Below are 25,635 nucleotides of genomic sequence, written 5' to 3'. Positions count from 1 at the left end.
TAGTTAACCTTTGGCATTAATGCCGAATCCGGGCGTAATAATGCCGGATGGACTTATAATAATGCCGAATGGAGCCGCAATAACGCCAAAATCAGCAATAATAACGCCGAATTTGGCATTAATAAAGCCAAACGAAGCATTATTAATGCCAAAAAAGAGATTAATTCTGCCTAACAGGGATTTACAGCCCATTGGATGGCCCTTATGTTAACTAAATTATTAAAAGGTCCACGTTAACAAAACACAAAAAAACGCGCCGCCCATCAACTAATGAGGGCGGCGCGTTACGTTAATGCTTACAATGGCAAGAGGGCGACTGTTTCTTTATCCCGGAGAGATTCAATCATGTCCAGCCATTCCTTTGGCTTGTTGGACAGGACGGAGTAATAGGTTGTCAGGAAATCTACTACAAGCGAGGCTTCGACGGTATCTTGGCTTTCGTCGCCCGGCATGAAGCCGAGGTCGAGGCCGGAGACGGCTTCTCCATTGTTCTCCCATGATGGGTGGACGTACTCAAGGTCAAGGCGCTTGTATCCAAGATGGGAAAGCACTTCCCGTCGTACATACGGGTCCATTACCTTAACCCCGCCAAACTCGTATTTCTCAACACGGTAGGGATCATAGATTTCAGCAAACATGCCGTACAGCTGTTCCTTTCCGTTTTTGCCGGCAAGCTCCTTTAGGTCGTTCATTCTATTAACAGCAAGAAAGCGGCCGATTCCTTTTCCGGGCCGGCCGATAATCGTGAAATCGGTCATGGCAATGTTCCAATTTTCATAATAGCGGTATTCGGTTGCGCCAACGACTTCATCTCCGTCCACAGCGACGAATACACGGATGCCAGGGTCTTCGAGCGGTTCTTTCCATAAATCGTATTCGAGTACTTCCTCCGGAGGGAAGATTTCCCCCATGAGATTGTGCAGTTTTTTAAAATTCGGGTCTTCGATGCTTATTATGCGCTTATATTCCATTTCCAGGTACTCCTTCGTTTTTAAATGGATTTTTCCATTCCATGATGACAGCATGGTTTTTCGATTCTTCATCGTCAAGGTAATTTTCCACGACAGCAACCGGCACCCGGCCGCAGCGGAGAAGGAAGGTTATGACCGGGTCCTTCAGTTCGCCCGCCATCACCTTTTCAAGATATTGCTGAGGGGTCATCGACGAAGCAACCTTGTGGTAGCCCGGCATCCTGCTTCCGCCAACTAGCCTGTCGATGCCTTGTTCGATGACAACATGGTACATTGCCTGCATCATCAATTTTCCAAGGCCGAGCTTCCGATATTTTGGCCTGACACTGATGTCTACTATATAAAGCGAGTTCCCGTCTGGCAGGTGATTGCGGATATATCCGTTATCCGTCACGTCTTCCCACGTATGGTCCGGGTGGGCTGGATCGAAGTTGACTCGGAGCCCGGTAAGCGAACCGGCCAGGTTTCCATCAACCAACACGCAAAGCGCCCCCTCTGGGAACAACTCCACATGGTTTGCCAATTGTTCCTTGTTCCACCAAAGGTCTGAGGGGAATGGCGGCGGGAAGCATTCGGACTGGATTTCAATGAGCCCGTCAAAATCATCCTTCGTATAATTCCTTATGCATACGGAATACGGCTTTCCCTGCTCGTATACAAAAAACTCGCTTTTGTACATTCTCCTCACCCTTCCGATTCAGTTTTTTCCCAATCCACGTATAGGTCGGTCCTCCGGTCGCGCCATGTTGTCACAGATCCACGTTCGCGGACTTCATATAATAGTTCAAGATCCAAATCTGCGGTCACAATCATATCATCATTGATTTCACCTTCAACCATGAGCCCTTTTGGCGGGAAAGGAATGTCATTCGGGGTAATCACGACAGCCTGGCCAAAATTCAGGCGCATGAAATCGACTGTCGGGAGCGCTCCGACTGTCCCGGTCAAGACAACGTACACCTGGTTTTCGATTGCCCTTGCGTGGCTTGTGTAGCGGACACGGTGGAAGCCGTGGCGGTCATCGGTGCATGAAGGACAGAAAATTACATCGGCGCCTTTCGCCTTGGCCATGCGGACGATTTCAGGGAATTCGATATCATAGCATGTAAGAATGGCAATTTTGCCTTTTTCTGTGTCAAAAATACGGAAGCTGTCGCCTTTCTCCATATTCCATTCATGAACCTCGGTTGGAGTGATATGAAGCTTGGCCTGCTCTTCAATCCTTCCATCCGGGTAAAATAAATGGGCGGTATTATACAGCTTGCCTCCCCTTTCGACTACATGGGTGCCTCCGATGATGTGCATGCCGGTTTGTTTAGCGAAGGAGGCAAACAGCTCCCGGTATTGTTTAGTAAAACCTGGCAAGTCATTGATTGTCAGTGCCTTGCCCTTACCGTCTCCGATTGAAAGGAGCTGGGTGGTGAAAAACTCTGGAAAAAGGACAAACTCTGCTCCAAACTCCTCTGCTGTTTTTATATAATGCTCGCATTGAGCCGCAAATTCCTCAAAAGAAGAGATTGTATGAAGATGATACTGAACCGCAGAAACTCTTAGCTTCATAGGAAAAATTCCTCCTATCCAATAAATGATTTCCTATATTATGCCTTATTCCGCGCAAAACCGATACCGTTTTGCACCATAAAGAGCCAAAAAAGGTGCCAGGCACCATAGTGGGACAAAAATGTTCCACTGCGGTGCCTGACACCCACAAATGCTACTTACTAGGCCAGAAAGGTTTTGGCAAGCTGAATTTGTTTTTGAACTTGGTCCGGGGCGGTTCCTCCGTAGCTGTTGCGCGCACCGGCGACGTGTTCAGGGGTAAGGATTTTGTAGATGTCGCCGTGGAAGAGTTCACTGAATGACCTGTATTCGTCCATGGTTAATTCAAGAAGGTATTTGTTGTTCTGGATGCAGTAAAGGACTATTTTCCCAATCACTTCGTGTGCTTCGCGGAACGGCATTCCTTTTGCAGCGAGATAATCCGCGATATCGGTCGCATTCGAGAAATCCTCGTTCAGCGCCTGGCGCATGACTTCACCGTTCACTTTCATTGTTTCGATCATTGGTGCGAGAAGCTTCAACGAGCCTTCCAGCGTTTCAACCGTATCAAACATGCCTTCCTTGTCTTCCTGCAAGTCCTTATTATAAGCAAGCGGCAAGCCTTTCAACACGGTCAAGAGGCCGATAAGGTTCCCGTATACCCTGCCTGTTTTTCCTCGTAAAAGCTCCGGGACATCCGGGTTTTTCTTTTGCGGCATGATGCTTGATCCTGTGCAGAAAGAATCGTCGAGCTCAACAAAACGGAATTCCTGGCTCGACCAGATGATCAGTTCTTCGGAAAGCCTTGATATATGGGTAATAATAATAGAACCAATCGATAGGAATTCGAGGATGAAGTCCCTGTCGCTTACCGCATCCATGCTGTTTGGGTAAATCGTTTCAAAACCAAGCAGCCCGGCCGTCATCTCCCGGTTGACCGGGAAGGTTGTCCCAGCGAGGGCCCCTGATCCCAGCGGCATCCAGTTCACGCGTTTCAGGCTATCCTTGAGCCTTTCCTTGTCCCGCTCAAACATCCAAAAATACGCCATTAAATGATGCGCGAATGAAACTGGCTGGGCGCGCTGCAGATGGGTATAGCCGGGAATCAGCGTATTAATATGCTGATTTGCCTTCTCGACAATCGCTTCCTGGACATTTTCAACAAGGCCAATCAATTCATTCGTCTTGGTCCTGAGATACAGGTGCATATCGGTTGCGACCTGGTCATTCCGGCTTCTGCCCGTATGCAGCTTCCCGCCAACAGGGCCGATCAGTTCAATCAGCTTCTTCTCGACATTCATATGAATATCTTCATCTTCTATTAAAAACTCAATCTCGTTGTTTTTGGCCATCTCACGGATTTTGTGGAGCCCGCCAACAATTTTCTCGACGTCCTCCATTGGGATAATTCCACACTCGCCCAGCATTTTAGCATGGGCAAGGCTACCTTCGATGTCCTCCTCGACCAGCTTTTTATCAAAAGAAATTGAAGCGGTAAACTCTTCAACCAATTTATTAGTCTCTTTTGTAAAGCGGCCGCCCCATAATTTTGACATAAGCCTGCCTCCTGATGATACATGCGGGCTCCCCTTTTTATTCAGAGGAAGCCGCAAGTTTAATAGTTTATATTCCGTCCATTCAATCACTGTTTAAAATTGAACCTATTTCCCTTCGGCGGTTTTTTTAGGCAAAATATTATTTCAGGACGGACTGCTTGCTGTTCACCTGGGAATAAACCTTTGTCGGCAAGCCCCAAATTTTGATGAAGCCTTCTGCTGCAAGATGGTCGAACGCGTCGCCCTTCGAATAAGTCGCAAGCTCTTCGTTATACAGGCTGTATGGCGATTTGCGGCCAACAGTCATATGTGTCCCTTTATGAAGTTTGACACGGATTGTACCGGTCACAACTTCCTGTGTTTCGTCTACAAACGCATCAAGCGCGGCTTTCAGCGGCGAGTACCAAAGGCCTTCATAAACGATTTTTGCCATCTGCTGGTCGACCTGCGTCTTGAATTGTGTTACTTCGCGCGGCAAAGTCAGGAATTCCAGCTCCTTGTGCGCCTGGATCAGGATTAGTGCTGCTGGGTTTTCGTACACTTCCCTTGACTTGATGCCGACAAGGCGGTTTTCGATATGGTCGATACGGCCAATGCCATGCTTTCCGCCGATCTCATTCAGCTTTTCGATTAGCTCGACAAGCGGCAGCTGCTCGCCATTCAATGCGGTTGGCACGCCTTTTTCAAAATCGATTTCAATATATTCCGGCGCATCCGGCGTGAGTTCAATTGGATTCGTCCAATCAAAAGCCGCTTCAGGCGCCTCTGCCCAAGGATCTTCAAGAACGCCGGCCTCGCACGCACGTCCCCAAATATTTGCATCGATTGAGAACGGATTGTCTAGGTCTACTGGAATCCGAATCCCTTTTTCCTGAGCATACTTGATTTCTTCATCCCTCGTCATTCCCCATTCACGTACTGGAGCAACAACCTTCAGGTTAGGGTTCAGCGCCTGGATGGATACCTCGAAACGGACCTGGTCGTTTCCTTTTCCTGTGCAGCCATGGGCCACGGCGGACGCTCCTTCTTTTTCAGCAACCTCAACGAGCAATTTTGAGATGAGTGGCCTTGACAATGCCGAAGATAACGGATATTTCCCTTCATACAGGCAGTTGGCCTTCAGGGCAGGGACGATGTATTCTTTTGCCAAAAGCTCTTTCGCATCAATCATGTAGGCCTTGATTGCCCCGACATTCAGCGCTTTCGTGCGGATAGCTTCCAAATCCTTGCCTTCTCCGACATCGAGGCCGAGCGCGATTACGTCGTACCCGTATTTTTCCTGGATCCATTTAACGGAGACGGATGTGTCCAATCCGCCCGAATATGCCAAAACAATTTTTTCTTTTGCCATGTCTGCACCTCTTTAGTTGGTTATATTTTTCAGTTGTTTTTTAAAAAAACTTATCGTTGACGCACTGTTATCCCACAAGCAACGCTTTTAGGATGGCTTTCTGGGCGTGGAGCCTGTTTTCGGCTTCGTCGAACACGACGGAGTGAGGGCCATCGATGATGCCTTCGGTCACTTCCTCGCCGCGGTGGGCTGGCAGGCAGTGAAGGAAGAGATAATCCTTGTTTGCAAGGCTACAAAGTTCTTCATTCACCTGGAAAGGGGCGAATGTTGCCAGGCGTTCCTTTGCTTCCTCTTCCTGTCCCATACTCGTCCAGACATCCGTAACGACAACATCGGCTCCGGAAATCGCTTCACGTGGATCCTCAGTTATTAAAACATTGCTTCCTGACAAGCCTGCTTCTTTTTCCACCTGGCTCACAATTGAGCTGTTCGGCTCATAACCTGCTGGGCTCGCAATGCTGATATGCATACCCATTTTGACTGACCCTTCCAGGAGGGAATGGGCCATATTATTATTCCCGTCGCCGATATAGCAGAGCTTCAGGCCTTCAAGATACCCTTTGTTTTCGTAAATCGTTAGCAGGTCGGCCATTACCTGGGCCGGGTGATGGAGGTCGGTCAGCCCGTTGATGACCGGAACTGATGCATGCTCGGCAAATTCTTCAATTCGCTCGTGCCCAAAAGTACGGATCATTACCGCATCAACATACCGGGAGAGGACTTTCGCTGTGTCTGCAATGGTTTCGCCGCGCCCGAGCTGAATGTCCTTTGTGCTTAAAAAGATCGCCTGGCCGCCGAGCTGCATCATGCCCACTTCGAATGACACACGAGTCCGGGTGGATGATTTTTCAAAAATCATCCCGAGGACCTTTCCGCTTAGGAATGGCTGTGGTTTCCCCTGCTTTTGGGCCTTCTTCAGCTGGACAGCCGTTTCAAGCAGCCAGCCAATTTCTTCCTGTGAAAAGTCCGCCAGCCGCAAGAAATCCTTCCCCTTTAAATTTGGTACGAATGATTCTCCCTTTCTGATTGCATTCAGCATGTTGTTCCCCTCCGTTTTAGAAACTCCCGGCCGTCTTGGCATGTACGGACTTAAAACCGGGAGATTCATTACTAATTTATAAAAACCCCATTGGCAAAATTGCTTTTACAAAACGCTTAAAATTTGTTTAAAACTTTGTCTAAAATGTCCAGGAACTGGTCCACTTCTTCCTTTGAAGCAGTGAGCGGCGGGAGGATCCTGATTACATCAGGGCCGGCCGTCAGAATGAGCAGCCCTTCGCCCATTGCCGTTTTTACAATATCAAGGGCATTTCCATCAATTTTTATACCCTTCAAAAGGCCAAGCCCACGGATTTCCTTTACAACCGAATGCTTTGCTTTCAATTCGGCAAGGCCTTCATCCAGGTAGCTTGCAAGACCGGCTGCTTTCTCCAAGATTGCGCCATCAAGCACTGCTTTTACTGTCGCCAGTCCGGCTGTTGCAGCAAGCGGGTTGCCGCCGAATGTACTGCCGTGGCTTCCCGGTTCAAATCCCTTCGCGGCTTCTTTTCCGGCAATAATCGCTCCAATCGGGAAACCGGAGCCAAGCCCTTTCGCAAGTGAAATGACGTCCGGCACGATTCCGTATTGTTCATATGCGAACAATGGTCCAGTCCTGCCAATCCCAGTCTGGACTTCATCAATCATGAGCAGCATGCCTTTTTCCCGGCAAATCGCCTCGAGTTCCTTCACCCAGGCCGGATTCGCGGGAATGACGCCTCCCTCTCCTTGGACAAGCTCCAGCAAGACTGCACAAGCATTGCTCTCCCTAATTTCGCCGAGTGAAGCCATGTCATTGAATTGCAGGTAGCGGAAGCCCGGAAGAAGCGGGCTGAATCCATCTTGGATTTTTTCCTGTCCGGTTGCGGTCAGTGTCGCCATTGTCCTGCCATGGAATGACTGCCTGAAAGTAATAATTTCGGGCGAATCGTTCCCTTTTATTTTCCGCGCGTATCTTTTCGCAAGCTTGATTGCCGCTTCATTCGCTTCAGCCCCGCTGTTGCAAAAAAACACCTGCTCCCCAAAGCTGTTTTCAACAAGAAGTTTGGCCAGCTCTTCCTGGGCCGGAATATTATAAAGGTTCGAGCAATGCCATAATTGATCCAACTGCTTTTGAACCTCATTTTTCACCTCGTCGGGAACATGGCCGAGATTGCATACCGCAATTCCAGATGTGAAATCAAGGTATTTGTTCCCTTCTGTATCCCACACATGGCTCCCCTTCCCTTTGGCAAGGGAGATTGGGAATCGGCTATACGTTTGCATGAGCGCCGATACTTGTTCTGCTGTACTATTAGTTGCCATGGATGGCCTCCTGTTCTACGGTTATTTTCGTTCCCTGAGTTTCCCCATGGGCGTATGAAAGCAAGCTCCCTGGCTCTAGGCCATTAATGATTGCCGCCTCTCTTACTCCAAAATTAAGCGCGTTGACCGCGGCCTTTACTTTGGGAATCATCCCGCCCCAAATTTGGCCAGATGCAATCAATCCATCAATTTCGGCTGGGGTGGCTGCGTCCAGTTTCACTTTTTCCCCTTCTTTTTCAACAAGGATGCCGGGGATATCGCTTATAAAACAAAGGTTTGCCCCGAGTGAGGCTGCAACCGCAGCTGCGGCTGTATCACCATTTATGTTGTATCTCTGTCCGGTTCCATCCATTCCAATTGGGGAAATGACCGGGATGAAGCCACCTTCCACAAGGTGCTCGATTATCGATGTTTGCACGTTCGATACCTCCCCGACAAAGCCAAGAATGCCCGCATTTTCCGCCGGCCGCGCTTCCAGGAGCCCTCCGTCCGTACCGCTGATTCCGATTGCCCTGCCGCCGGCGATTCCAATGTTCCGGACTAGTTGTTTATTGGCCAATCCGCTCAGCGCCATTTCGGCTACATCCAACACCTCGTTGCTCGTAATCCTTAAGCCCTCTGCAAATTCGGTTTTGATATCCAATTTCGCGAGAAGTGACGTAATCAGTGGGCCGCCGCCATGCACAATGATTGGCGACCATTCGCCCGACTGCTTTAACGCGACAATATCTTCATAAAATGTTTGCGGCATATCTTCCATAATGCTTCCGCCACACTTAATTACCAAGAAGCCCATCCTTTTCCCCCATTTTTTCGCAAAATTCCAGTCTGGACATCAGGTCCGGTACGATGCGTTAATTTTCACATAATCATACGTAAGGTCGCATCCCCAAGCCGACGCTACCGCATCACCCTGGTTCAGATCGACCAAAATATCAACTTCGGTTCCGCCGAGATACGCCTTTACCTCCTCTTCTGAAAAAGGAAGCGGCAAGCCGTTTGCGAAAACAGGGTAAGAACCGATTGAGACTGCAACATTTTCCGGGATCACTGGAACGCCGCTATAGCCGATTGCCGCGACAATCCTTCCCCAGTTTGCATCCTGGCCGTAAATCGCCGTCTTTACAAGGTTCGATGAGATGATTGTTTTGCCCACTGCCCTTGCATCTTCAAGGCTCTTTGCACCAACCACTTTTACCTCAACAAGCTTAGTCGCCCCCTCGCCATCGCGGGCGATTTGTTTTGCGAGCGATTCACAAACTACCTTCAGGCCGTCGGCAAATGCCAGCCAGTCGAGGTGTGCCTCATTCAGGGCTTCATTCCCCGCTAGGCCGTTTGCCATGACGAGGACCATGTCATTCGTGCTGGAGTCCCCATCGACCGTTATCATATTGAATGTTTTATTCGATGTATCCTTCAAAGCTGATAGCAAAGCTGCCTGTTCAATATTGGCATCGGTAGTGACGAAGGCGAGCATCGTGGCCATATTCGGATGGACCATTCCCGAGCCCTTTGCCGCCCCGCTGATTGTAACGGTTTTACCGTTTATATTAATTTCTACAGCAGCACTCTTCACGCATGTGTCTGTTGTTAAAATCGCTTTTTGAAACTCTGCCGGCCCTTCAAATTCCGGATTAAGGATTGTATCTATACCTTTGCGGATGCAATCCATTGGAAGCAGCTCGCCGATGACCCCTGTTGATGTAACAGCGACGAGATGGCTCCCGATGCCGAGCTTTCCAGCGAACAGCTGCTGCATTTCATACGCATCCTGCATTCCCTGATTCCCTGTGCAAGCATTGGCATTCCCTGAATTCACGATTAGCGCCTGGATTTTGTTTTCAATAGCAATGCTTCGTTGCGTAACCGCAAGAGGCGCCGCCTGGAAACTATTCGTTGTATAAACGCCTGCTGCAACAGCAGGGACCTCCGATACAATGTAGCCTAAATCGTGGCGCTTCCTCTTGATGCCGCAGTGCAGTCCTCCTGCCTTAAATCCTTTGGGCAAAAGAAAAATGCCCTTTTCTTCCGAACCCATTTTCCCGCTCACTGTTGCCTGCACTTGCTTGTTCCCCTCTTTCCATTCGGAATTTTTTTAATAAAATGGTTTTTTCCGTTGTTTCATGGTTTCTTTACGGATAAAACGAAATATCTTCAAGGCCAGCCCGGACATCCCAGCCATTCATCAGGTTCGCATTTTGAATGGCCTGGCCCGCGGCCCCTTTCATGAGATTGTCGATTGCAGAGACAATGGTCAGCCTGTTCGTCCTTTCATCTAAATAAAGCCCGATATCACAAAAATTGCTTCCGGCCACTTCTTTCGTCGACGGAACATTCCCTTCAGGCCGTACCCGTACAAAAGGATGGCTGCCGTAGTACTCAGTATAAAGATTCCTAACTTCATCCAATGAGATGGATTCCGTCAGATTAACGTATAACGTCGCAAGTATGCCTCTCGTCATCGGGGCGAGATGTGCGGTGAATGTTACTAGTACCGGCGTACCTACCTCTTTCGAAAGGATTTGCTCAATTTCAGGAATATGCTGATGGGAACCAAGCTTGTAAGCTTTAATGTTTTCGTTCACCTCGGAAAAATGTGTGCCAAGTGATACGCCCCTTCCCGCTCCTGAAACACCCGATTTTGCATCAATAATGATAGACTGCAAGTCCGCAAGCCCACTTTTTATAATAGGCAGCAGCCCTAATAGGGAAGCCGTCGGGTAACAGCCTGGATTTGCTATGATTCTCGAATTCTTTATATTATCGCTATAAATTTCGCTTAATCCATAAACCGCCTGGCCGATTATTTCCTCGCCAGCGGGTGAATGGCCGTACCACTTTTCGTAGGCATCCGGTGAAGTAAGCCTGAGGTCCCCAGATAAATCAATGCACCGGACCCCGTATGCCGTAAGTTCTGGGACGAGTGTTTTGCTGATGCCTGATGGGACTGCAAGAAACACAATTTCTGCTTCCTTGCTAATCTTTTCCGCATCAAAACTTGTCATCCTGTTGTCAATTGTTCCTGCTGCATGCGGAAAAACTTCGCTGAATACAGTTCCTGCATTCGAACTGGAAACGATCGGCCCCAACTCCAAATGCGGATGTTTGTTTATGAGCCGAATCAATTCAAGTGCACTGTATCCCGTTCCACCAATAATCGCTGCTTTCACACTTCATCCCTCCAATACTGAATTATTATAATTACATATTCATAATTATGCAAGTAGTCTTTTGAAAAAAATTAAAATCTTTCTGATAAATGGGCGTTTATCCCTAATAATTGGATATGAAGGATAAGTAATATTCATTTCATTGTATAAAAATATATAAATTTGACCTTTACGAGTAAAGCCGACACAAAAAAACAGGCCGCCAATTCGCAGCCCGTTCCTTCTAGAATATTGCTATTTTAAAAACTTCGTAACCGTATCAACCCTGTTTGTCCAAATCCAGCCCCGAAAACTGTCCGGTATCCGTTCCATATCTTCCTGTGTATCAAATCCCTCCGAAAAACCTCCATCGCCGGCTACAAGGACAACCCTCGTTCCTGCATCTTCCATTCGGCTCGCAAATTTCCCAGGCCAGCCCCAAAGCCATGGCGCGATTTTTTCAGGGATGTGAACCTGTGTCCGCTCGCATGTTTTCGGTACATAGCCTGTCCAGCCAACCGCTATATAAGGAAGAAGACAGCTTTTCATTGTAGCCTTAGACATAACTCTCAAATCAGGGATCTCTTCTTTAAGAGAAGCAATCGGTTCGTCCCCTCCATATACCGTTAGCTGCCCAAACCTTCCCTCTGGAAAACTCCGCAAATAATCGGCGAGCATTTTCCCTTCCTCAGGATCATTGCTCTTGATATGAATCAGTAAATCTTTATCTGGAAACTGTTTTAACACTTCATCTAGCGAGGGCATTAGCCCAATGCCCTTCCCTCTGAATGGAAAAGTTTTTCCACCGTCAGCAGTGTAGCCATAGCCGATGTCCAGCTTTTTCAGCTCTTCCATTGTAAAATCCCTTGTCACGCCTGCCCCGTCCGTCCTGCAGTCCAGCTCCCAGTCATGGAACACTGCAAACTTTCCATCCTTCGTTGGATGGATATCCAGTTCAACTACATCGGCACCGTTTTTAAAAGCAGCTTCCATTGAAGGGATTGTGTTTTCCAGGTATCTATGCTCGGGCGGGTAGATCCGTTCTGCCGTGCACGTCTCATTCGTGATGCCAGCCATATCAAACGTCTGGGCCACCCCCCTGTGGGCAAGGAGCTTTGATTTCCCTATTTTATTGCCACTGAAGATGGATGTATTGTTTATGAAAATGAAAAGAAACAGTATCGCCAAAAAAATGGCCATTCGCCTTCCAGCCTTGCGCTTCTTCATAAAATCCCCCTTAGAAAAAAGGCATTGCCAGCCAACTGGACAATGCCTTCATCAATCTTACCCCTGCTGTTTAAAATAGTTCATTGCCCAGTTGATACCGATTTTATCGGTTACCTGGGCATGGAGCGCGCCAAAGAAAGTATCCTGCAGTTCAACCGTTACTTTCCCGCCTTCACTTAAAGCAGCATAGACATTTTTGATTTCTTCCTCTGAATCACAGGTAAGAATAATCCTAACCATATCGCCAGAAACTGGTTCCTGCTTGAATTTGAATGCAAAATGGATGTAAGAGCCGTTTCCAAAATGAAGCTCGGCGTGGAGTAGGTTTCCTGCGTGTTCGTTCAGCACTTTTACTTCTCCGCCAAGAATCCCCTGATAAAACTCGATTGCCTCTTGGCAGTTATCTACTAGAACATATGGGCTTGCACTTCTCATCACTGTAACCTCCCGTTCAAATGTTTCTCAAGCAGTATAGCATACAGGAGTGGCATCATAAAGTGGCTACATTATTTTGGCGAATACGCATGTGTCACGTAAATCCCCGTCAACGGAAAGAACGTCGTTTCTCAGGATTCCTTCCAATTGAAAACCCAATCGTTCAGGAATCGCCCTGCTTTTCACATTCCGGGAATCACAACGAATTTCAATCCTTTTAGCGGAAAGTTGTGAAACAGCAAAATCAAAAATTCCCTGGACAGCTTCTGTCATATAACCTTTTCCGCTGTACCGACTGTCAATCCAGTAGCCAATTTCGAATTTCGGAACACTCCAATCAATCCTGTGAAGGCCGGATGAACCTATTAGCACTCCAGATTGCTTGTCGAACACGAGCAGCCTCAGGTCTTCCCTTTTGATGAATTTTGCGTATGCCTCCCGGATGTTGGCTTCCACATCCTCTTCGGTTTGTTCAATTTTGGCAAACGGCATCCATGGCTTTAATTCCTGAATAGATGCCTGAATTGCGTCAAATACCGCCTTTCCGTCACCAGGTTTCGGCAGCCTAATCAGTAATCTCTCAGTCTCAAATTCGCAGGGAAACTCTTTTAAAATAGGGACCATGCCTCTCGCTTCCTTTCATACTTGTCCTTCCGGTTAATTTCTTCCAAATTAATTTCACCAATTATATACCTAAACGCCATTTCTGCATAGATGTATTTCCGGTCATGTTGAGGAAGCTTTTTCAGGCAATAATGAGTATACTAGCTTTAGAGTTTTCCCCTAAGAAAGGAGCGGCTTCATGAAGTTTAGGATGATTGCTGGTTTTGCAATCTTTTTTATCATCTATTCCTTGCTAGTTTTATATATCGGCTGGAATGGCTGGATTTGGCTTGATTCAGCCGGATCGCCAATGCTTCCCGCCCCGCTGTATGGTGCAATTGTTTTCATACTGGCTTTCTCCTATCTCTTGGGAAGGGCGAAGTTCAGGATGCCGATTTTCACAATAATTGGTTCTTACTGGTTTGGCATCTTGCAATATGCGCTTCTCCTGTTGCCGCCCGCGAACCTTGCTGGATATATTCTAATTGAAACTGGCCTTCCCTCCAGTAAGGCTATTTTTTGGACAGGCCTATTTGTGCTTGCTGCCTTTTCAGCCATTTTCGTCTACGGCACTTTTAACGCCTACAGCCCGGTTGTCAGAAAGTATTCCATTACCATTCCAAAACAGGCCGGTGGGCGCAAAAAGCTGAAAATCGCCATGGCTTCGGATATGCATTTTGGCAATTTATCCGGGATTGCCCATCTCCGTAGGCTAGTTGAAAAAGCGAATGGGATCAAGCCGGATATTATCCTTTTGCCTGGTGACATTATTGAGGATGACCCGGAACCTTTCATCCGCAAAAAAATGGGTGAAGTGATAAAGGAGTTATCCGCCCCACTTGGCGTTTACGGAGTACTTGGCAACCATGAATATTATGGAAGGGCCATCCCGGAGTTTGTTCGGGAAATGGACAAGTCCGGCATTCAAATCCTTCAGGACGAAGTTGTAGAAATTGATGAATCATTTTTCCTTGCCGGCAGGAAGGATAAAACTGATAAATTTCGCCAAAAACTGAATGACCTTTTGGCCACAGCAGACCCGTCCATGCCAATTATTATGATGGACCATCAACCAGCCGAGGTTTCAATCGCAGCCAAAAATGGCGTCGATCTTCTGCTATGCGGCCATACGCACCGGGGCCAGATGGCACCCAACCATTACATAACGAGAAAATTATTTGAGATTGACTGGGGCTATTTGCGAAAAGGGGACATGCATACGATTGTCTCATCGGGATTTGGCTTTTGGGGCCCGCCCCTTAGGCTGGGGAGCCGCTCGGAGATTATCGAAATCGATGTGATGTTTGCTGAAGAAGCCGAACCGGATTACAACAAAAATGAAGGAGCCATCCTCTGACCGTGAGGGGGCTCCTTTCTTTTTCCCTGTACTTTACTTCCGCTTTAAATTGATGAAATACATCTCTTAACCCGCATGTTATTCAGCATGTTTCATCTCCTTTCAAGGCAATCTACTATATTGTTCTCTGCCATTTTGGGAACTTTTAATCACTTTGTGGGACTTGGTGTTGGCTTGCCATTTTGGGGGCTCGTGGTAGACGCGGCCTCTTTTTGTGCCGGTATAGGGGAGATTCATGGAGGTGAGGATCCAGTATGCTTTTTTATCGTTATCCAGCTTTAAAAATCGCTGCAATTCGGAATTTGTTAAATTTGGTGAAATTAATAGGAAGTAGTCCTTAATTGCTTCCAGATGAGCCGTTACCGAGGTATTCCCGCATTGACTGCAATGGCATCTCCCGTAATGAAGCTTCATTGAAAATGAAAGGCATGTGGAGCAATGGATTCCAGGAAGGATTTCTGTAGTGGATATAGTGAAGTTTTTAAGAATGTCAGGACGGTGTGGTGTGTGCTTTGAGAGGATGTTCTTTTTAAGCTTTTTGAATTCATTTAATGATAAATATTCTTCCCTATGCTGCTTTTCGATTTCAGAAACTTTTTCAACCAGGCGTATTTCATGAATGACTTTTTTGAAAACTTCGTAGTAACCCGGATCTGCTTTTAACTTTGAGGAATTGTTGCTCATAACGACCAGAAATTCGATGGGAATGTCGGAGAAATTATTTTTTTTGAGCCATTCTCTTAATCTTAGTGTCTGCAGTCTGGCTTGGGAAATCGGATTAGTATATAAGGTTGTTTTACCCTCCTTCTCCTGAAAAACCTGGCAAAAATTCTTATCAAAATGGATTTCGCCGCCCCAATTCTTGATTTCCAGGATCAACACGAAGAACGGTGTAATTAAAAGCGTGTCAATTTGAAAAGAGAAACCGTTGTTTTTGAGGCGTAATCCTTTAAAAATCATGAATTTCTCCTTGTCGAGGAAATTAAGGTAATAATCAACCGATTTTTCACCGTTGTACCCCGCTTTTTGGGTCCGTAACGACTCCTCAACCTCCTTTCTCCTTGAATGGCCGCTCGGCAGCCTCCTTAATAGTGCCTCTAGCATCAAAATAATAAGTGGAATTACTCTTTCCAATGCAATCAACCTCGTTTCCTCCTTTCTATCTGTTCCTATTCTAGCATTTTTTGTAAAAACCTGCCGAATTTGACTGTCGGGTGATGAAATATTTTTGCGGATTTGCGTTTTGGAAAAGTTATCGAAAGTTTCGGACCACTTATCGAAAATTTATTGAATTTATCCCCCACTTTTTTGTACTTATCGAAAATTTCAGCCTGGATATCGAAAACTGTCACTTTTCAGCCACATTTACAGCAGGCCGCCTCTTGGTTAACCACACTGCCAAGGTGGCAACAGGTGAACGAACTGCAGTTTTTTAAGACCAATCACTTCCAAAAAGGGCATCTGCCAATTATACTGGCTGGCTCTTCGGCAACTCGCAAGCTACACCCTTGTGAACGAAAACCCTGTTGGAAAAAACCTCGCCCAAATCACTGCACACGCTCTTCAATCCAGCCGGCCCTTCGGCAACCCGCATGCAAAACCATTTGTGAATGAAAACCCGGCTGGAAAAAACCTCGCCCAAATCGCTGCACACGCTTTTAAACATAGCTGGCCCCTCCGCAACCCACATGCAACACCATTGTGAACGAAACCTGTTGGAAAAAACTTCCCCCAATCGCATTAAAGCTTCCTTAACCATGAAAAAGGAGGCCGTTAATATGGCCTCCAGCATCAATTTTTCATTTTCGGATCAAGTACATCGCGAAGCCCGTCCCCCATAAGGTTAAAGCCAAGGACAGTCAGCATGATTGCCATACCGGGGAAAAACAAGGTCCAGGGAGCATGCATTAAATAGTTTTTCGAATCCGCAAGCATTCTTCCCCATTCTGGTGCCGGCGGCTGAGCTCCCAATCCAAGGAAGCCAAGCGCTGCCGCTTCAATGATAGCGGTCGCAATCGCAAGTGTTGCCTGGACGATTACAGGCGTCACACTGTTTGGCAGGATATGCCTGAACAAGATGCGGCTGTCCTTCATCCCGACCGCCTTTGCCGACATGATATATTCCTCCTGTTTTACACTGAGTACCTTCGACCGGACAAGCCTCCCGAAATTGGGAATGTTGATGACTGCAATCGCTATAAGCGCGTTCCGGAGCGACGGGCCAAGGATTGCGACAATCGCGATTGCCAAAAGGATACTCGGAAATGCAAGCAGGATATCAAATAAGCGGGAGATTAGCCCATCCACCCAGCGCCCATAATATCCGGCGATGATTCCTAAAAATGTTCCAATTATCGCCGAGGCCAATACGGAGAAAAAGCCAACCCACAAGGAAATCCGTGCACCATAAACAATCCTCGAAAAGATATCCCTTCCAAAGTCATCCGTCCCGAACCAGTGTTTTCCGGATGGAGGCAAAAACCTGTCCGCCAGAACTTGATCCCGGAAACTGTATGGAGCAATTAAAGGGGCGAAAGCCGCAATGACAATAAAGAATAGTACAATAAAAAGCCCTATAAGCGCGAGCCTGTTTTTCCGGAACGAATGCCACGCTTCCTTCCAGGGGGATGCCACATCCTCTTCAAATGCTTGAGGCGGCATGTTGCCCGTATGTTTTGCCAGTTCTGCCACGTTCTTTCCCTCCCATCCTTAATTGTATTTGATGCGCGGATCAACAAATGCGTATAAAAGATCGACGATTAGATTGATCAATACAAAGATCCCGGCGATAATCAAAATCCCGGATTGGATGACAGGGTAATCGCGATAACTGATTGCATCGTATAAATAACGTCCTATTCCCGGCCAGCCGAATATCGTTTCTGTCAGGATGGCGCCACCAAGCAAAAGTCCTGTCTGAAGCCCGATAATCGTCATTACCGGAATGACGGCATTTTTCAAGGAATGCTTGTAGACGACCCAAAACATTGGCAATCCCTTAGCCCTGGCCGTACGGATGTAATCCGATTTCATCACTTCAAGCATCGAAGACCTTGTCATCCTTGCAATGATAGCCATCGGAATGGTTGCAAGTGCCATACTCGGCAACATAAGATGCCTTGCCGCCACAACAAATTGGTCGAACCGCCCTTGGAGCAATGTATCCAGCAAATAAAAATTCGTTATTGCCGTTATTGGATCCCTTACATTTTCCCTGCCGGTTGTCGGAAGCCACCCGAGTTCGATTGAAAAAAGCCATTGCCCCATCAAGCCAAGCCAGAAAATGGGCATAGACACACCGACAAGCGCAATCACCATCGCCGCATAATCAAACCATGAATTCGAGTACCAGGCGGAAACAATGCCTGCATTCACCCCTATAATGACCGCGATGACCATCGCCGCGAACGCCAGCTCTGCGGTTGCGGCAAGATATGGCCAAATCTCCTGGTTAATCGGGCCCCTTGTCCTTAGTGAAGTCCCCAAATCCCCCTGGAAGAGGGATTTAAGATAGTCAAAATACTGTATGTACCATGGCCGGTCCAATCCAAGCTGGGCAGTCAGCGCTTCAATGGATTCCTTAGTCGCCCTTTGCCCAAGAATGACCTGGGCAGGATCACCTGGAATAGCATGTATGATTGCAAAAACGATAAGGGTCATTCCGATAAGGACGGGAATGAGTGATACGATTCGCCTTATGGAATATGTCAACATCCTTCCGCACCTCCTCTTTTCTTTTTTCCAAAAAGGTTCTTGCCGTTTCTTTCAAGCTGATTCATATCGGGCTAGGAACTAACTTAGACATTGTGTAAAACCTCTTTACTCCTCCATTTAAGGCCAAAAGGGGAGTAAACTCCCCTTTTAGCCGCCAACTTATTTAAACTCGACTTTCATGAGTGATTCAGATCCTGTTGGGTGAGGAACATAGCCGGAAACCTCTTTAACAGCTGCCGAAAGTGGCCTTGAGTGGACAAGCGGCACCCACGGGGCATCCTCGTGGAGAATAACTTGGGCCTGCTTGTAAAGCTCCGCCCGCTTTTCCTCATCTGTCTCGGATTGGGCCTGGATTAAAATATCGTGAAGCTCGTCATTCGCATAACGGGAATAGTTGCTTCCTCCAATGCTGTCCTTATCAAGAAGTGTATACAGGAAGTTGTCGGCATCGCCGTTATCGCCTGTCCATCCAAGCATGAACGCGTCAAATTCGCCTTTTTTCGCTTTGTCTAGATATGTTGGCCAGTCAACAGACTTAATTTCCGCCTGGACGCCAATTTTGCTGAAGCTTTCCTGGATAATCTCGGCCACCTTTTGCCCTTCCGGCATATAAAGGCGCGCTACCGGCATGGCCCAAAGTTCCATTTTAAAGCCTTTCTCATAACCAGCTTCCTTCAGCAGTTCCTTTGCTTTCTCCAGATCATAAGGATACGCTTCAATCTCTTCGTTGTACCCCTTGATTGACGGAGGCATCGGGTTTTTAGCAGGCTCAGCCATACCGGCATAGAAAGCCTCGATAATGGACTCCTTATCGATCGCATGGTTCAGCGCCTGGCGGACAAGCTTGTTGTCAAACGGTTTCCTTGTGGTCGTAAAACCAAGGTAGCCGACGTTCATGGATGGACGTTCAATCAGCTGAAGTTTCTCATTGCCTTCAACCTGGGCAACTTCCGAATAGTTCAAGCCGTCCATCATATCGATTTCCCCATTGGCCAGTGCATTAAGGCGGGCAGTATTTTCAGGGATAACCCGATAAATGACCTTGTTCAATTTCGGGAAGCCTTTTCTCCAGTAGTTTTCATTCTTTTCAAGGGTAATAGTGTCATTCTCTTTCCATTCAACAAACTTGAATGGGCCGGTTCCAATCGGGTTTTTCCGGTAATCTTCACCGTGCTTTTCAAGGGCTGCGGGACTAGCAATCCCGAAACATGACATCGCAAGGTTTACAAGGAAGGTTGCCTGTGGCCTTTTTAGAATGAACTCGATTGTATGCTCATCCACAACCTTAATTTCTTGGATGACATGGCCTTCGTCTCCCTTATATCCACCAAACATTGTATAGTAAGGGAATTGGTCTTCATTTCCTCCCGCCCAGCGGTCAAAATTGTATTTTACCGCCTCGGCATTGAAGTCGGTGCCATCATGGAATTTCACGCCTTGTTGCAGGTTGAACGTATAGGTAAGAGAATCATCGGATATTTTCCAATCCGCCGCCAATCCAGGCTGGGTGGAAGTATCGCTGTCGCCAAAGCTGACCAGGGTGTCATAAATATTTTCCGTTACTTTAAAGGTCTCGCCTTCCGTTGTTGTAATCGGGTCAAGCGTTACCGAGTCGCCACCGCGCGCATAAACAAGCGTATCCTGTTTCGGCGTTGTTTCGCCCGAGGATTTTTCCTTTCCGGTTGAGGATTTCTTTGTTCCTCCCCCGCTGCTGCAGCCAGCCAGCAACAACCCAACCGCCAGCAGTGCAATCAAGAGCACCTTAAGATTTTTGTTCATAGCTTTGTTACCCCCTTTTTCTAATTTTGAATTTATCACTCCCGCCGCATTTCCTTAGCCATAAAGGTGGCATGCAACGTAATGACCATCATTCGTAATACCTTCCGGCCGGACTCTTGTGCAAACTTCCATACAGGCCGAACATCTTGTATGGAACGCGCAGCCGGACGGAGGATTGGCGGGGCTTGGCAGCTCCCCTTCAATCAAAATGGTTTCTTTCTTCAAATCCGGATCCGGAACCGGTACGGCGGACAAAAGCGCCTTCGTATACGGGTGCATCGGATTTTCGTACAATTCCTCGCTTCCCGCGAGTTCAATAAGGCGGCCAAGGTACATAACCCCGACCCTGTCACTGATATGGCGGACGACTCCCAAGTCATGCGCAATAAATATATATGTAAGGCCGAATTCTTTTTGGATATCTTTCATTAAATTCAATACTTGCGCCTGGATTGAAACATCCAAGGCGGAAACCGGCTCATCGGCAATAATAAGTTTCGGCTTTGTCATAAGCGCCTTCGCAATGCCAATCCGCTGTCTTTGCCCGCCGCTGAACTGGTGCGGATAGCGCCTGGCATGAAAGCTACTGAGCCCAACGACCTCGAGCATTTCCTTCACCAGTTTCCTCCGTTCCTCCTTTGAACCAATTCCATGGACAATCAAAGGCTCTTCCAAAATTTCTTCAACTGAATGGCGTGGATTCAAAGATGCGTACGGATCCTGGAATACCATCTGAATGTCCCTGCGCACTTTTCTTAATTCTGACTGTGTCATTCTCGTAATCTCTTTATCTTCAAAAAGAATCGACCCGTCACTCGCCTCAATCAATCGCATGAGCAGGCGGCCTGTCGTCGATTTTCCGCAGCCGCTCTCCCCGACAATCCCGAGTGTCTCTCCCTTCCTTACATAAAAGGACACATCATCGACCGCTTTTACCTCGCCGACCTTCCGTCCGAACAGGCCACCGGTTATTGGGAAATATTTTTTCAGGCCGTTTACTTCAAGAAGTAACTCTTGCATTTTCCCCGCTCCTCTCACTCGTTTCATATAAAAAGCAGCGGACTTCATGCCCTGGCTGTCCCATTTTATACAAGCCTGGCGTCTCTTCCAGGCATCTCCCAAACACCTCAGCGCACCGCGGGGCGAATCTGCATGTATTCGTAATCGTACCCGGCCTTGGCACGTTGCCAGGAATGCTGTACAGCCGTTCTTTTTTTATCCTCAAGTCAGGAACCGACTTCAGGAGTCCCCGCGTATACGGATGCTTCGGGTTTTTTAAAATTGTCCTGACATCGCCTTCTTCAACAATTTGTCCCGAGTACATGACGATGACGCGCTCACAAATCTCCGCTACAACGCCGAGGTCATGGGTAATCAGGATAACGGTTGTATCTGTTTTTTCGTTTAAATCCTTCATCAAGGCAAGAATCTGGGCTTGGATCGTTACATCCAGCGCGGTGGTGGGTTCATCCGCGATTAAAACCTTCGGGTTGCAGGCCATCGCCATCGCAATCATGACGCGTTGGCGCATTCCTCCCGAAAGCTGATGGGGGTATTCCTTCAAGATGCCATCCGCACGCGGTATTCCTACTAATTGCAGCAACTGGATACAGCGTACCTTCGCTTCCGCCTTTGAAAGGTTCGTATGAAGTCGGATCGCTTCGGCCAGTTGGTTTCCAATTGTGAATAAGGGATTTAATGAGGTCATCGGTTCCTGGAAAATCATTGAGATTTGATTTCCACGGATTTTCCTCCACTCTCTCTCTGGGAGTCCGGTAAGGTCCCTTCCTTCAAAAACAATTTCCCCATGCTCTATTTTGCCTGGCGGGGAAGGGATTAACCCCATAGCGGCAAGGGATGTCACACTTTTTCCACTCCCAGACTCGCCGACAATGCCAAGTATTTCTCCCTTTTTCACTTCAAAGCTGATGCCGTCAACGGCAGGAAGCAGCCTTTTCCCGGTTTCGAAGGACACTTTTAAATTATTTATTTTTAAAATCGCATCTTTCTCCATTTTTGCCGCCTCCGCCTTAACTACGCAATTTTAATAGAATATTTTAATTTTACTAAATTTATAAACTATTATGACATTTAGATTTTCCTATGTGTGTCTAAATTTGTCAAACATCTAAAAATTTTCCCAACATAATTCACGCTATAATAAAAAATTGAAAATGGGTTCTACATGGACGGTTGATTGCATTGATTTGTTAACCAATTGATAGAACCGGAAGGAAACTATGAGTAAAAAACTGCGGCATACTCCTGGAGGAAAAAGAGGAAGGCGGGCAACCTGCTTATCTGAATACTTGTTCACTTTCGGAAGACTACAGCCAAAGGCACCCTTCTCGATACATTCATTGTCGAGCCTTTCCTTGTACCAGCATCACAATTCTTTTAGGAAAGTGGTCTTTCTGGGCTTCAAAAAAGAATATGAAGCAGACACAAGCCATAAAGAAAGCCAGGCGGGTTAATGGAAAAGAAAAAAGTTTCTACATTAAGTTTTAAAATCCCTCCCATTATAGGAGGAGTTTTTTTCCAAAAGGCTGAAATGAATACACAAAACCCCAATCACACAAACTAATTCCCGAACAAACATAAAAGGAGTGAGTTTTGTGAAAAAGAGTACCAAGGTATTGCTTTCAGCTTTATTGCTTCTCGGATTGGCTGGTTGCGGCGCTGACAATAACGATAACAGGGTGCAGACAAACAGGGCAAGGATTAATAATGTTGGCGATAACCAGCAACTTCGGGTATCCGACCGGGCGGCACGGGCTGTTGAACGGATGAACGAGGTCGACAGGGCTCATGTTATCATTTCCAACAACAATGCCTATGTCGCAGTACGAATGAATGACAATAATGGACGGAATGGTGCTGGAACGTTTAACAACGGAAATCGCAATGACAACAACGATATGCTGGACAACGGCCGTATTAATCAGCATGGCGATGACGGTATCATCAATGGCAAAGGCGATGCCGGAAACAAAAACCGTAACGGCAATGACGGAATTTTCGGGAATAGAAATGACGGAAACCGTGATGGAACTGTAGGAATCGGCAACGGAGACGGATTGGCGGGGGAATTTGGTAATAACAACGGAAATAATAACAATCGCGGCTTTGGGAACGACAATAACCGGGATGTTATCAGCGACCCGAACTATACAAGCGTCAATACCAAGTTTGAACAGAAAATTGCGGACCAGGTCCGGAAGGCTGACAGGGACATCCATAGGGTCTATATTTCCTTCAACCCTGATTTTTATGACACGATGAACGGTTATGCCAATGATATCAATGATGGCAGAAACCGTGACGGCCTGTTTAACGACTTTACAGGAACAATGCGTGGAATTTTTGGAAGGTAAAAAAGGGCGGGCGGCATAATAGGCGCCGCCCGCTTTTTTTATGAAGATTTTATTTTAAAACAGCCATAAGACCTGAATGTTAGGTTTTTTTTTGGTGGATTGGTCTAAGGTCGGTCATAAAGTTAGGCAATTATCCTCGTTTTTTGGATAAAATCGCAATTGTGCTGATAATACAGAAAGTTCCGAGCCATTCTTCCAGGCCAAACGGGACGCTCAACCAAATCACGGATACAAATGCCGCGGAAAGAGGCTCAACGGAAGCAAGCAAGCTTGTTTCGGAAGCGCTTATGTATTTCAGGCTTTCCAAATAACAATAGAAGGCAATCAGCGTTCCGAAAATAACAACGAACACCACAGCAAGCAAAGATTGGAATGAAATAGTTCCTTCAAACATCCAGGGAGGGTTAATGAAACTGAAAAATAGTCCACCTATGACCATACCCCATCCTGTTACGGTGACGGATCCCCATTTAGCAAGTAGCTCCCTGGGCTGAAGCGTATAGAAGGCAAGCGCCACCGCAGATGCGATCCCCCAAAAGACGGCCAGGCCTGAAATCGACAACGTCCCGATATTTCCCTTAGTCACAAGGAGAAGAGTTCCCCCGAGCGCGAGAATAATCGCCGAAATCTCCCAACCGGTAGGGAGTTTTTTTCCCTTCATCGCCAAATATGCCGCAATCATCGTTGGGGCAAGATATTGCAGGACAGTCGCCGCCGCGGCATTAGAATGGTCAATTGCCGAAAAGTATGTATACTGTACTGCAAGCATTCCAAGAATACTGAATAAAAGGAGGGCTCCGGCATCGCGCCTGCTTTTCCAAATGCCCATTATTCTGGCTGAATCCTTCGCCCTGCCAATGGCCAGCAAAATTGAACCGGCGAGAAGGAGCCTGATATCAACAAGCCAAGCTGGACTGAAGCCCTGCCTTTGAAATAAATATTGGGCAACCGTTCCCGATATTCCCCATAGCGTCGCACCAATAAGCACAAGGGCAATTCCCTTCCCCCTGACGTGCGGCAAAGCCAATTGTTCCGCGTTCACCTGTTGTTCCCCCTTTTATCCTCTGTATAGGTTCATGTTCCCCTAACCTTTCAGAATTTTCAAGGGATTTCTTTTTATTAACAAGCGGTCTTGAATGAGGAAGGGCATTAATCTTCTTTTAGTGACCAAAGGAGCGGCTGGTGAAAGCTGTTCGGGCTTTAAATCTTCTTTTAACTACCGAAGGACCCGCTGGCCAACGCTGGCCAATGCCGTTCGGGCTTTAAATCTTCTTTTAACTACCGAAGGAACCGCTGGCCAATGCCGTTCGGCTTTAAATCTGCTTTTAACGACCGAAGGAACCGCTGAACAAAGCTGTTCGGGCTTTAAATCCTCTTTTAACGCCCGAAGGATCGACAACGGTCCTTTGAATGATGAAGAATGTAACACAACTCTTACTTTTTCATTCCCGTGTAAATATGGATTGCATCGCGAAGGAATTCTGCTGTTCCCGGCTGATCCTTGTCATAATATTGACGGAACCGTTCATCGTCGACATACATTTGGGCAAGGTTGGCATGGGCTTCGGCGTTGTAGCTCCCCCAGTAATGCATCAGCCATTTTTTATGCAGGCCGGCCGCTTGTTGCGCAAGTTCGCCGGCGGGATCGCCGCCCGTGGCAATGGCTTCCGACAGTAGAAGCATGATTTGTTCCGCCAGCCTTCCCGCCTCGCGATGCTGTTCCTCTGTCATCCCCCTGACCTTTGCATACGATTGTTCAACTGATTCTTCCCCATATTTTTCACGGATTTCTTTTCCGTATTTTTGCTCATTATCTTCAATCATTTTTTGTTTGAAGCCTTCGAATTTTTCCTTGTCGCTCATCTTTGCACCTCCTTCCGCCATTTCAATTGTCTTATCCACATTTTTCAGCAAAAGATCCAGCTGGCGCCTTCTGTCAAGGAGCTTTTGGCGGTGGTCCCTTAGTGCCCCGACGTTGTCAAACTCCGGTGAATGTAAAATTTCTTTTATGGTATCGAGGGAAACATCAAGCTCCCTGTAGAACAGGATTTGCTGCAGCTTATTTACCTCGGTCTCCCCATAGATCCTGTATCCGGAAGAATTAATCCTTGCCGGCTTGAGTAGGCCGATTTCATCATAATACCTTAACGCCCTTGAACTGATTCCCGCCAACTTTGCCAGCTTTTGGACCGAATATTCCATTCCGCCACCTCCTTGCTTTTACTGTACACGTTAAC

Annotated in this window: 24 protein-coding genes and 1 pseudogene; 3 read left to right on the top strand and 22 right to left on the bottom strand. The window is 47.1% G+C overall.

The window, feature by feature from the left end; translation table 11 throughout:
* Positions 1 to 3 precede the first annotated feature (3 nt).
* The 14 genes from RB160_RS10860 to RB160_RS10795 form a co-directional block, all read right to left on the bottom strand.
* Positions 4 to 192, bottom strand: coding sequence for a hypothetical protein (locus RB160_RS10860; RefSeq protein ID WP_316570298.1), 189 nt, complete (start codon positions 190 to 192; stop codon positions 4 to 6).
* Between the two features lie 104 nt (positions 193 to 296).
* A complete protein-coding gene (locus RB160_RS10855) occupies positions 297 to 971 on the bottom strand; it encodes a GNAT family N-acetyltransferase (protein ID WP_316570297.1) in 675 nt (224 codons plus the stop codon).
* On the bottom strand, positions 961 to 1,650 hold the full coding sequence (locus RB160_RS10850) for a GNAT family N-acetyltransferase (protein ID WP_316570296.1): 690 nt from the start codon (positions 1,648 to 1,650) through the stop codon (positions 961 to 963). The genes RB160_RS10855 and RB160_RS10850 overlap by 11 nt, the downstream gene beginning before the upstream one ends.
* A 5-nt stretch (positions 1,651 to 1,655) precedes the next feature.
* Entirely contained in the window at positions 1,656 to 2,531 is an 876-nt protein-coding gene (locus RB160_RS10845; RefSeq protein ID WP_316570295.1) for a carbon-nitrogen hydrolase family protein, read from the bottom strand.
* A gap of 161 nt (positions 2,532 to 2,692) precedes the next feature.
* Positions 2,693 to 4,066, bottom strand: coding sequence for an argininosuccinate lyase (argH, locus tag RB160_RS10840; protein ID WP_316570293.1), 1,374 nt, complete (start codon positions 4,064 to 4,066; stop codon positions 2,693 to 2,695).
* Between the two features lie 139 nt (positions 4,067 to 4,205).
* Entirely contained in the window at positions 4,206 to 5,417 is a 1,212-nt protein-coding gene (locus RB160_RS10835; protein WP_316570292.1) for an argininosuccinate synthase, read from the bottom strand.
* A gap of 67 nt (positions 5,418 to 5,484) precedes the next feature.
* Positions 5,485 to 6,456 carry an ornithine carbamoyltransferase gene (gene argF / locus RB160_RS10830; RefSeq protein ID WP_316570291.1) on the bottom strand — a complete coding sequence of 324 codons (972 nt, stop codon included), beginning with the start codon at positions 6,454 to 6,456 and terminating at the stop codon, positions 5,485 to 5,487.
* Between the two features lie 116 nt (positions 6,457 to 6,572).
* Positions 6,573 to 7,760 (bottom strand): acetylornithine transaminase, encoded by a 1,188-nt coding sequence (locus RB160_RS10825; RefSeq protein ID WP_316570290.1) that lies wholly within the window; start codon positions 7,758 to 7,760, stop codon positions 6,573 to 6,575.
* Positions 7,750 to 8,556: an acetylglutamate kinase gene (gene argB / locus RB160_RS10820; RefSeq protein ID WP_316570289.1), complete on the bottom strand. Its 807-nt coding sequence runs from the start codon at positions 8,554 to 8,556 to the stop codon at positions 7,750 to 7,752. Before argB ends, RB160_RS10825 begins: the two co-directional genes overlap by 11 nt.
* A gap of 39 nt (positions 8,557 to 8,595) precedes the next feature.
* Complete coding sequence (gene argJ, locus RB160_RS10815) at positions 8,596 to 9,798, bottom strand: bifunctional ornithine acetyltransferase/N-acetylglutamate synthase (RefSeq protein ID WP_316570401.1); 1,203 nt, start codon at positions 9,796 to 9,798, stop codon at positions 8,596 to 8,598.
* A 94-nt stretch (positions 9,799 to 9,892) separates the two neighbouring features.
* Positions 9,893 to 10,930, bottom strand: a complete 1,038-nt coding sequence (gene argC / locus RB160_RS10810; RefSeq protein ID WP_316570288.1) for an N-acetyl-gamma-glutamyl-phosphate reductase — start codon at positions 10,928 to 10,930, stop codon at positions 9,893 to 9,895.
* Between the two features lie 234 nt (positions 10,931 to 11,164).
* Positions 11,165 to 12,136, bottom strand: coding sequence for a glycerophosphodiester phosphodiesterase family protein (locus RB160_RS10805; protein ID WP_316570287.1), 972 nt, complete (start codon positions 12,134 to 12,136; stop codon positions 11,165 to 11,167).
* A gap of 57 nt (positions 12,137 to 12,193) precedes the next feature.
* Positions 12,194 to 12,571: a VOC family protein gene (locus tag RB160_RS10800; RefSeq protein WP_316570286.1), complete on the bottom strand. Its 378-nt coding sequence runs from the start codon at positions 12,569 to 12,571 to the stop codon at positions 12,194 to 12,196.
* A gap of 66 nt (positions 12,572 to 12,637) precedes the next feature.
* Positions 12,638 to 13,195, bottom strand: a complete 558-nt coding sequence (locus RB160_RS10795) for a GNAT family N-acetyltransferase (RefSeq protein ID WP_316570285.1) — start codon at positions 13,193 to 13,195, stop codon at positions 12,638 to 12,640.
* Between the two features lie 178 nt (positions 13,196 to 13,373).
* Between RB160_RS10795 and RB160_RS10790 the strand changes: the two genes are divergently transcribed.
* Positions 13,374 to 14,531, top strand: a complete 1,158-nt coding sequence (locus tag RB160_RS10790) for a metallophosphoesterase (protein WP_316570284.1) — start codon at positions 13,374 to 13,376, stop codon at positions 14,529 to 14,531.
* A gap of 102 nt (positions 14,532 to 14,633) precedes the next feature.
* Here the strand turns inward: RB160_RS10790 and RB160_RS10785 are convergent, their stop codons facing one another.
* The 6 genes from RB160_RS10785 to RB160_RS10760 form a co-directional block, all read right to left on the bottom strand.
* Positions 14,634 to 15,674, bottom strand: a complete 1,041-nt coding sequence (locus RB160_RS10785; protein WP_316570283.1) for a nuclease-related domain-containing protein — start codon at positions 15,672 to 15,674, stop codon at positions 14,634 to 14,636.
* A gap of 648 nt (positions 15,675 to 16,322) precedes the next feature.
* Positions 16,323 to 17,222 carry a nickel transporter permease gene (gene nikC, locus RB160_RS10780; RefSeq protein WP_316570282.1) on the bottom strand — a complete coding sequence of 300 codons (900 nt, stop codon included), beginning with the start codon at positions 17,220 to 17,222 and terminating at the stop codon, positions 16,323 to 16,325.
* A gap of 18 nt (positions 17,223 to 17,240) precedes the next feature.
* Entirely contained in the window at positions 17,241 to 18,245 is a 1,005-nt protein-coding gene (locus RB160_RS10775; RefSeq protein WP_316570281.1) for an ABC transporter permease, read from the bottom strand.
* Between the two features lie 159 nt (positions 18,246 to 18,404).
* A complete protein-coding gene (locus RB160_RS10770; RefSeq protein ID WP_316570280.1) occupies positions 18,405 to 20,024 on the bottom strand; it encodes an ABC transporter substrate-binding protein in 1,620 nt (539 codons plus the stop codon).
* Between the two features lie 54 nt (positions 20,025 to 20,078).
* Entirely contained in the window at positions 20,079 to 21,044 is a 966-nt protein-coding gene (locus RB160_RS10765) for an ABC transporter ATP-binding protein (RefSeq protein WP_316570279.1), read from the bottom strand.
* Positions 21,025 to 22,038: an ABC transporter ATP-binding protein gene (locus RB160_RS10760; protein ID WP_316570277.1), complete on the bottom strand. Its 1,014-nt coding sequence runs from the start codon at positions 22,036 to 22,038 to the stop codon at positions 21,025 to 21,027. The genes RB160_RS10765 and RB160_RS10760 overlap by 20 nt, the downstream gene beginning before the upstream one ends.
* Positions 22,039 to 22,329: 291 nt before the next feature.
* On the opposite strand from RB160_RS10760, the pseudogene RB160_RS10755 reads away from it, so the two are divergent.
* Positions 22,330 to 22,532 (top strand): annotated as a pseudogene (locus RB160_RS10755) (hypothetical protein); the annotation flags it as partial.
* 107 nt (positions 22,533 to 22,639) lie between these two features.
* The gene (locus RB160_RS10750) at positions 22,640 to 23,398 is read left to right on the top strand and encodes a YhcN/YlaJ family sporulation lipoprotein (RefSeq protein ID WP_316570276.1); all 759 of its coding nucleotides are present in this window, start codon (positions 22,640 to 22,642) and stop codon (positions 23,396 to 23,398) included.
* Positions 23,399 to 23,528: 130 nt separating this feature from the next.
* Here the strand turns inward: RB160_RS10750 and RB160_RS10745 are convergent, their stop codons facing one another.
* Together RB160_RS10745 and RB160_RS10740 are read right to left on the bottom strand one after the other, a co-directional pair.
* The gene (locus RB160_RS10745) at positions 23,529 to 24,440 is read right to left on the bottom strand and encodes an EamA family transporter (protein WP_316570275.1); all 912 of its coding nucleotides are present in this window, start codon (positions 24,438 to 24,440) and stop codon (positions 23,529 to 23,531) included.
* A 392-nt stretch (positions 24,441 to 24,832) separates the two neighbouring features.
* Positions 24,833 to 25,600: a MerR family transcriptional regulator gene (locus RB160_RS10740; protein WP_316570274.1), complete on the bottom strand. Its 768-nt coding sequence runs from the start codon at positions 25,598 to 25,600 to the stop codon at positions 24,833 to 24,835.
* Positions 25,601 to 25,635: the final 35 nt, after the last annotated feature.

Source organism: Neobacillus sp. YIM B06451 (genome assembly GCF_032667185.1).
Lineage (GTDB): Bacteria > Bacillota > Bacilli > Bacillales > Cytobacillaceae > Bacillus_D.
This window is presented reverse-complemented; position numbering and strand designations above follow the sequence as displayed.

Bases quoted from the DNA above. Each gene is read 5' to 3' on its own strand.
- RB160_RS10860 (WP_316570298.1), bottom strand. From the start codon at position 192: ATGGGCTGTAAATCCCTGTTAGGCAGAATTAATCTCTTTTTTGGCATT.
- RB160_RS10855 (WP_316570297.1), bottom strand. From the start codon at position 971: ATGGAATATAAGCGCATAATAAGCATCGAAGACCCGAATTTTAAAAAA.
- RB160_RS10850 (WP_316570296.1), bottom strand. From the start codon at position 1,650: ATGTACAAAAGCGAGTTTTTTGTATACGAGCAGGGAAAGCCGTATTCC.
- RB160_RS10845 (WP_316570295.1), bottom strand. From the start codon at position 2,531: ATGAAGCTAAGAGTTTCTGCGGTTCAGTATCATCTTCATACAATCTCT.
- argH (WP_316570293.1), bottom strand. From the start codon at position 4,066: ATGTCAAAATTATGGGGCGGCCGCTTTACAAAAGAGACTAATAAATTG.
- RB160_RS10835 (WP_316570292.1), bottom strand. From the start codon at position 5,417: ATGGCAAAAGAAAAAATTGTTTTGGCATATTCGGGCGGATTGGACACA.
- argF (WP_316570291.1), bottom strand. From the start codon at position 6,456: ATGCTGAATGCAATCAGAAAGGGAGAATCATTCGTACCAAATTTAAAG.
- RB160_RS10825 (WP_316570290.1), bottom strand. From the start codon at position 7,760: ATGGCAACTAATAGTACAGCAGAACAAGTATCGGCGCTCATGCAAACG.
- argB (WP_316570289.1), bottom strand. From the start codon at position 8,556: ATGGGCTTCTTGGTAATTAAGTGTGGCGGAAGCATTATGGAAGATATG.
- argJ (WP_316570401.1), bottom strand. From the start codon at position 9,798: ATGGGTTCGGAAGAAAAGGGCATTTTTCTTTTGCCCAAAGGATTTAAG.
- RB160_RS10805 (WP_316570287.1), bottom strand. From the start codon at position 12,136: ATGAAGAAGCGCAAGGCTGGAAGGCGAATGGCCATTTTTTTGGCGATA.
- RB160_RS10800 (WP_316570286.1), bottom strand. From the start codon at position 12,571: ATGAGAAGTGCAAGCCCATATGTTCTAGTAGATAACTGCCAAGAGGCA.
- RB160_RS10795 (WP_316570285.1), bottom strand. From the start codon at position 13,195: ATGGTCCCTATTTTAAAAGAGTTTCCCTGCGAATTTGAGACTGAGAGA.
- RB160_RS10790 (WP_316570284.1), top strand. From the start codon at position 13,374: ATGAAGTTTAGGATGATTGCTGGTTTTGCAATCTTTTTTATCATCTAT.
- RB160_RS10775 (WP_316570281.1), bottom strand. From the start codon at position 18,245: ATGTTGACATATTCCATAAGGCGAATCGTATCACTCATTCCCGTCCTT.
- RB160_RS10770 (WP_316570280.1), bottom strand. From the start codon at position 20,024: ATGAACAAAAATCTTAAGGTGCTCTTGATTGCACTGCTGGCGGTTGGG.
- RB160_RS10765 (WP_316570279.1), bottom strand. From the start codon at position 21,044: ATGCAAGAGTTACTTCTTGAAGTAAACGGCCTGAAAAAATATTTCCCA.
- RB160_RS10760 (WP_316570277.1), bottom strand. From the start codon at position 22,038: ATGGAGAAAGATGCGATTTTAAAAATAAATAATTTAAAAGTGTCCTTC.
- RB160_RS10740 (WP_316570274.1), bottom strand. From the start codon at position 25,600: ATGGAATATTCGGTCCAAAAGCTGGCAAAGTTGGCGGGAATCAGTTCA.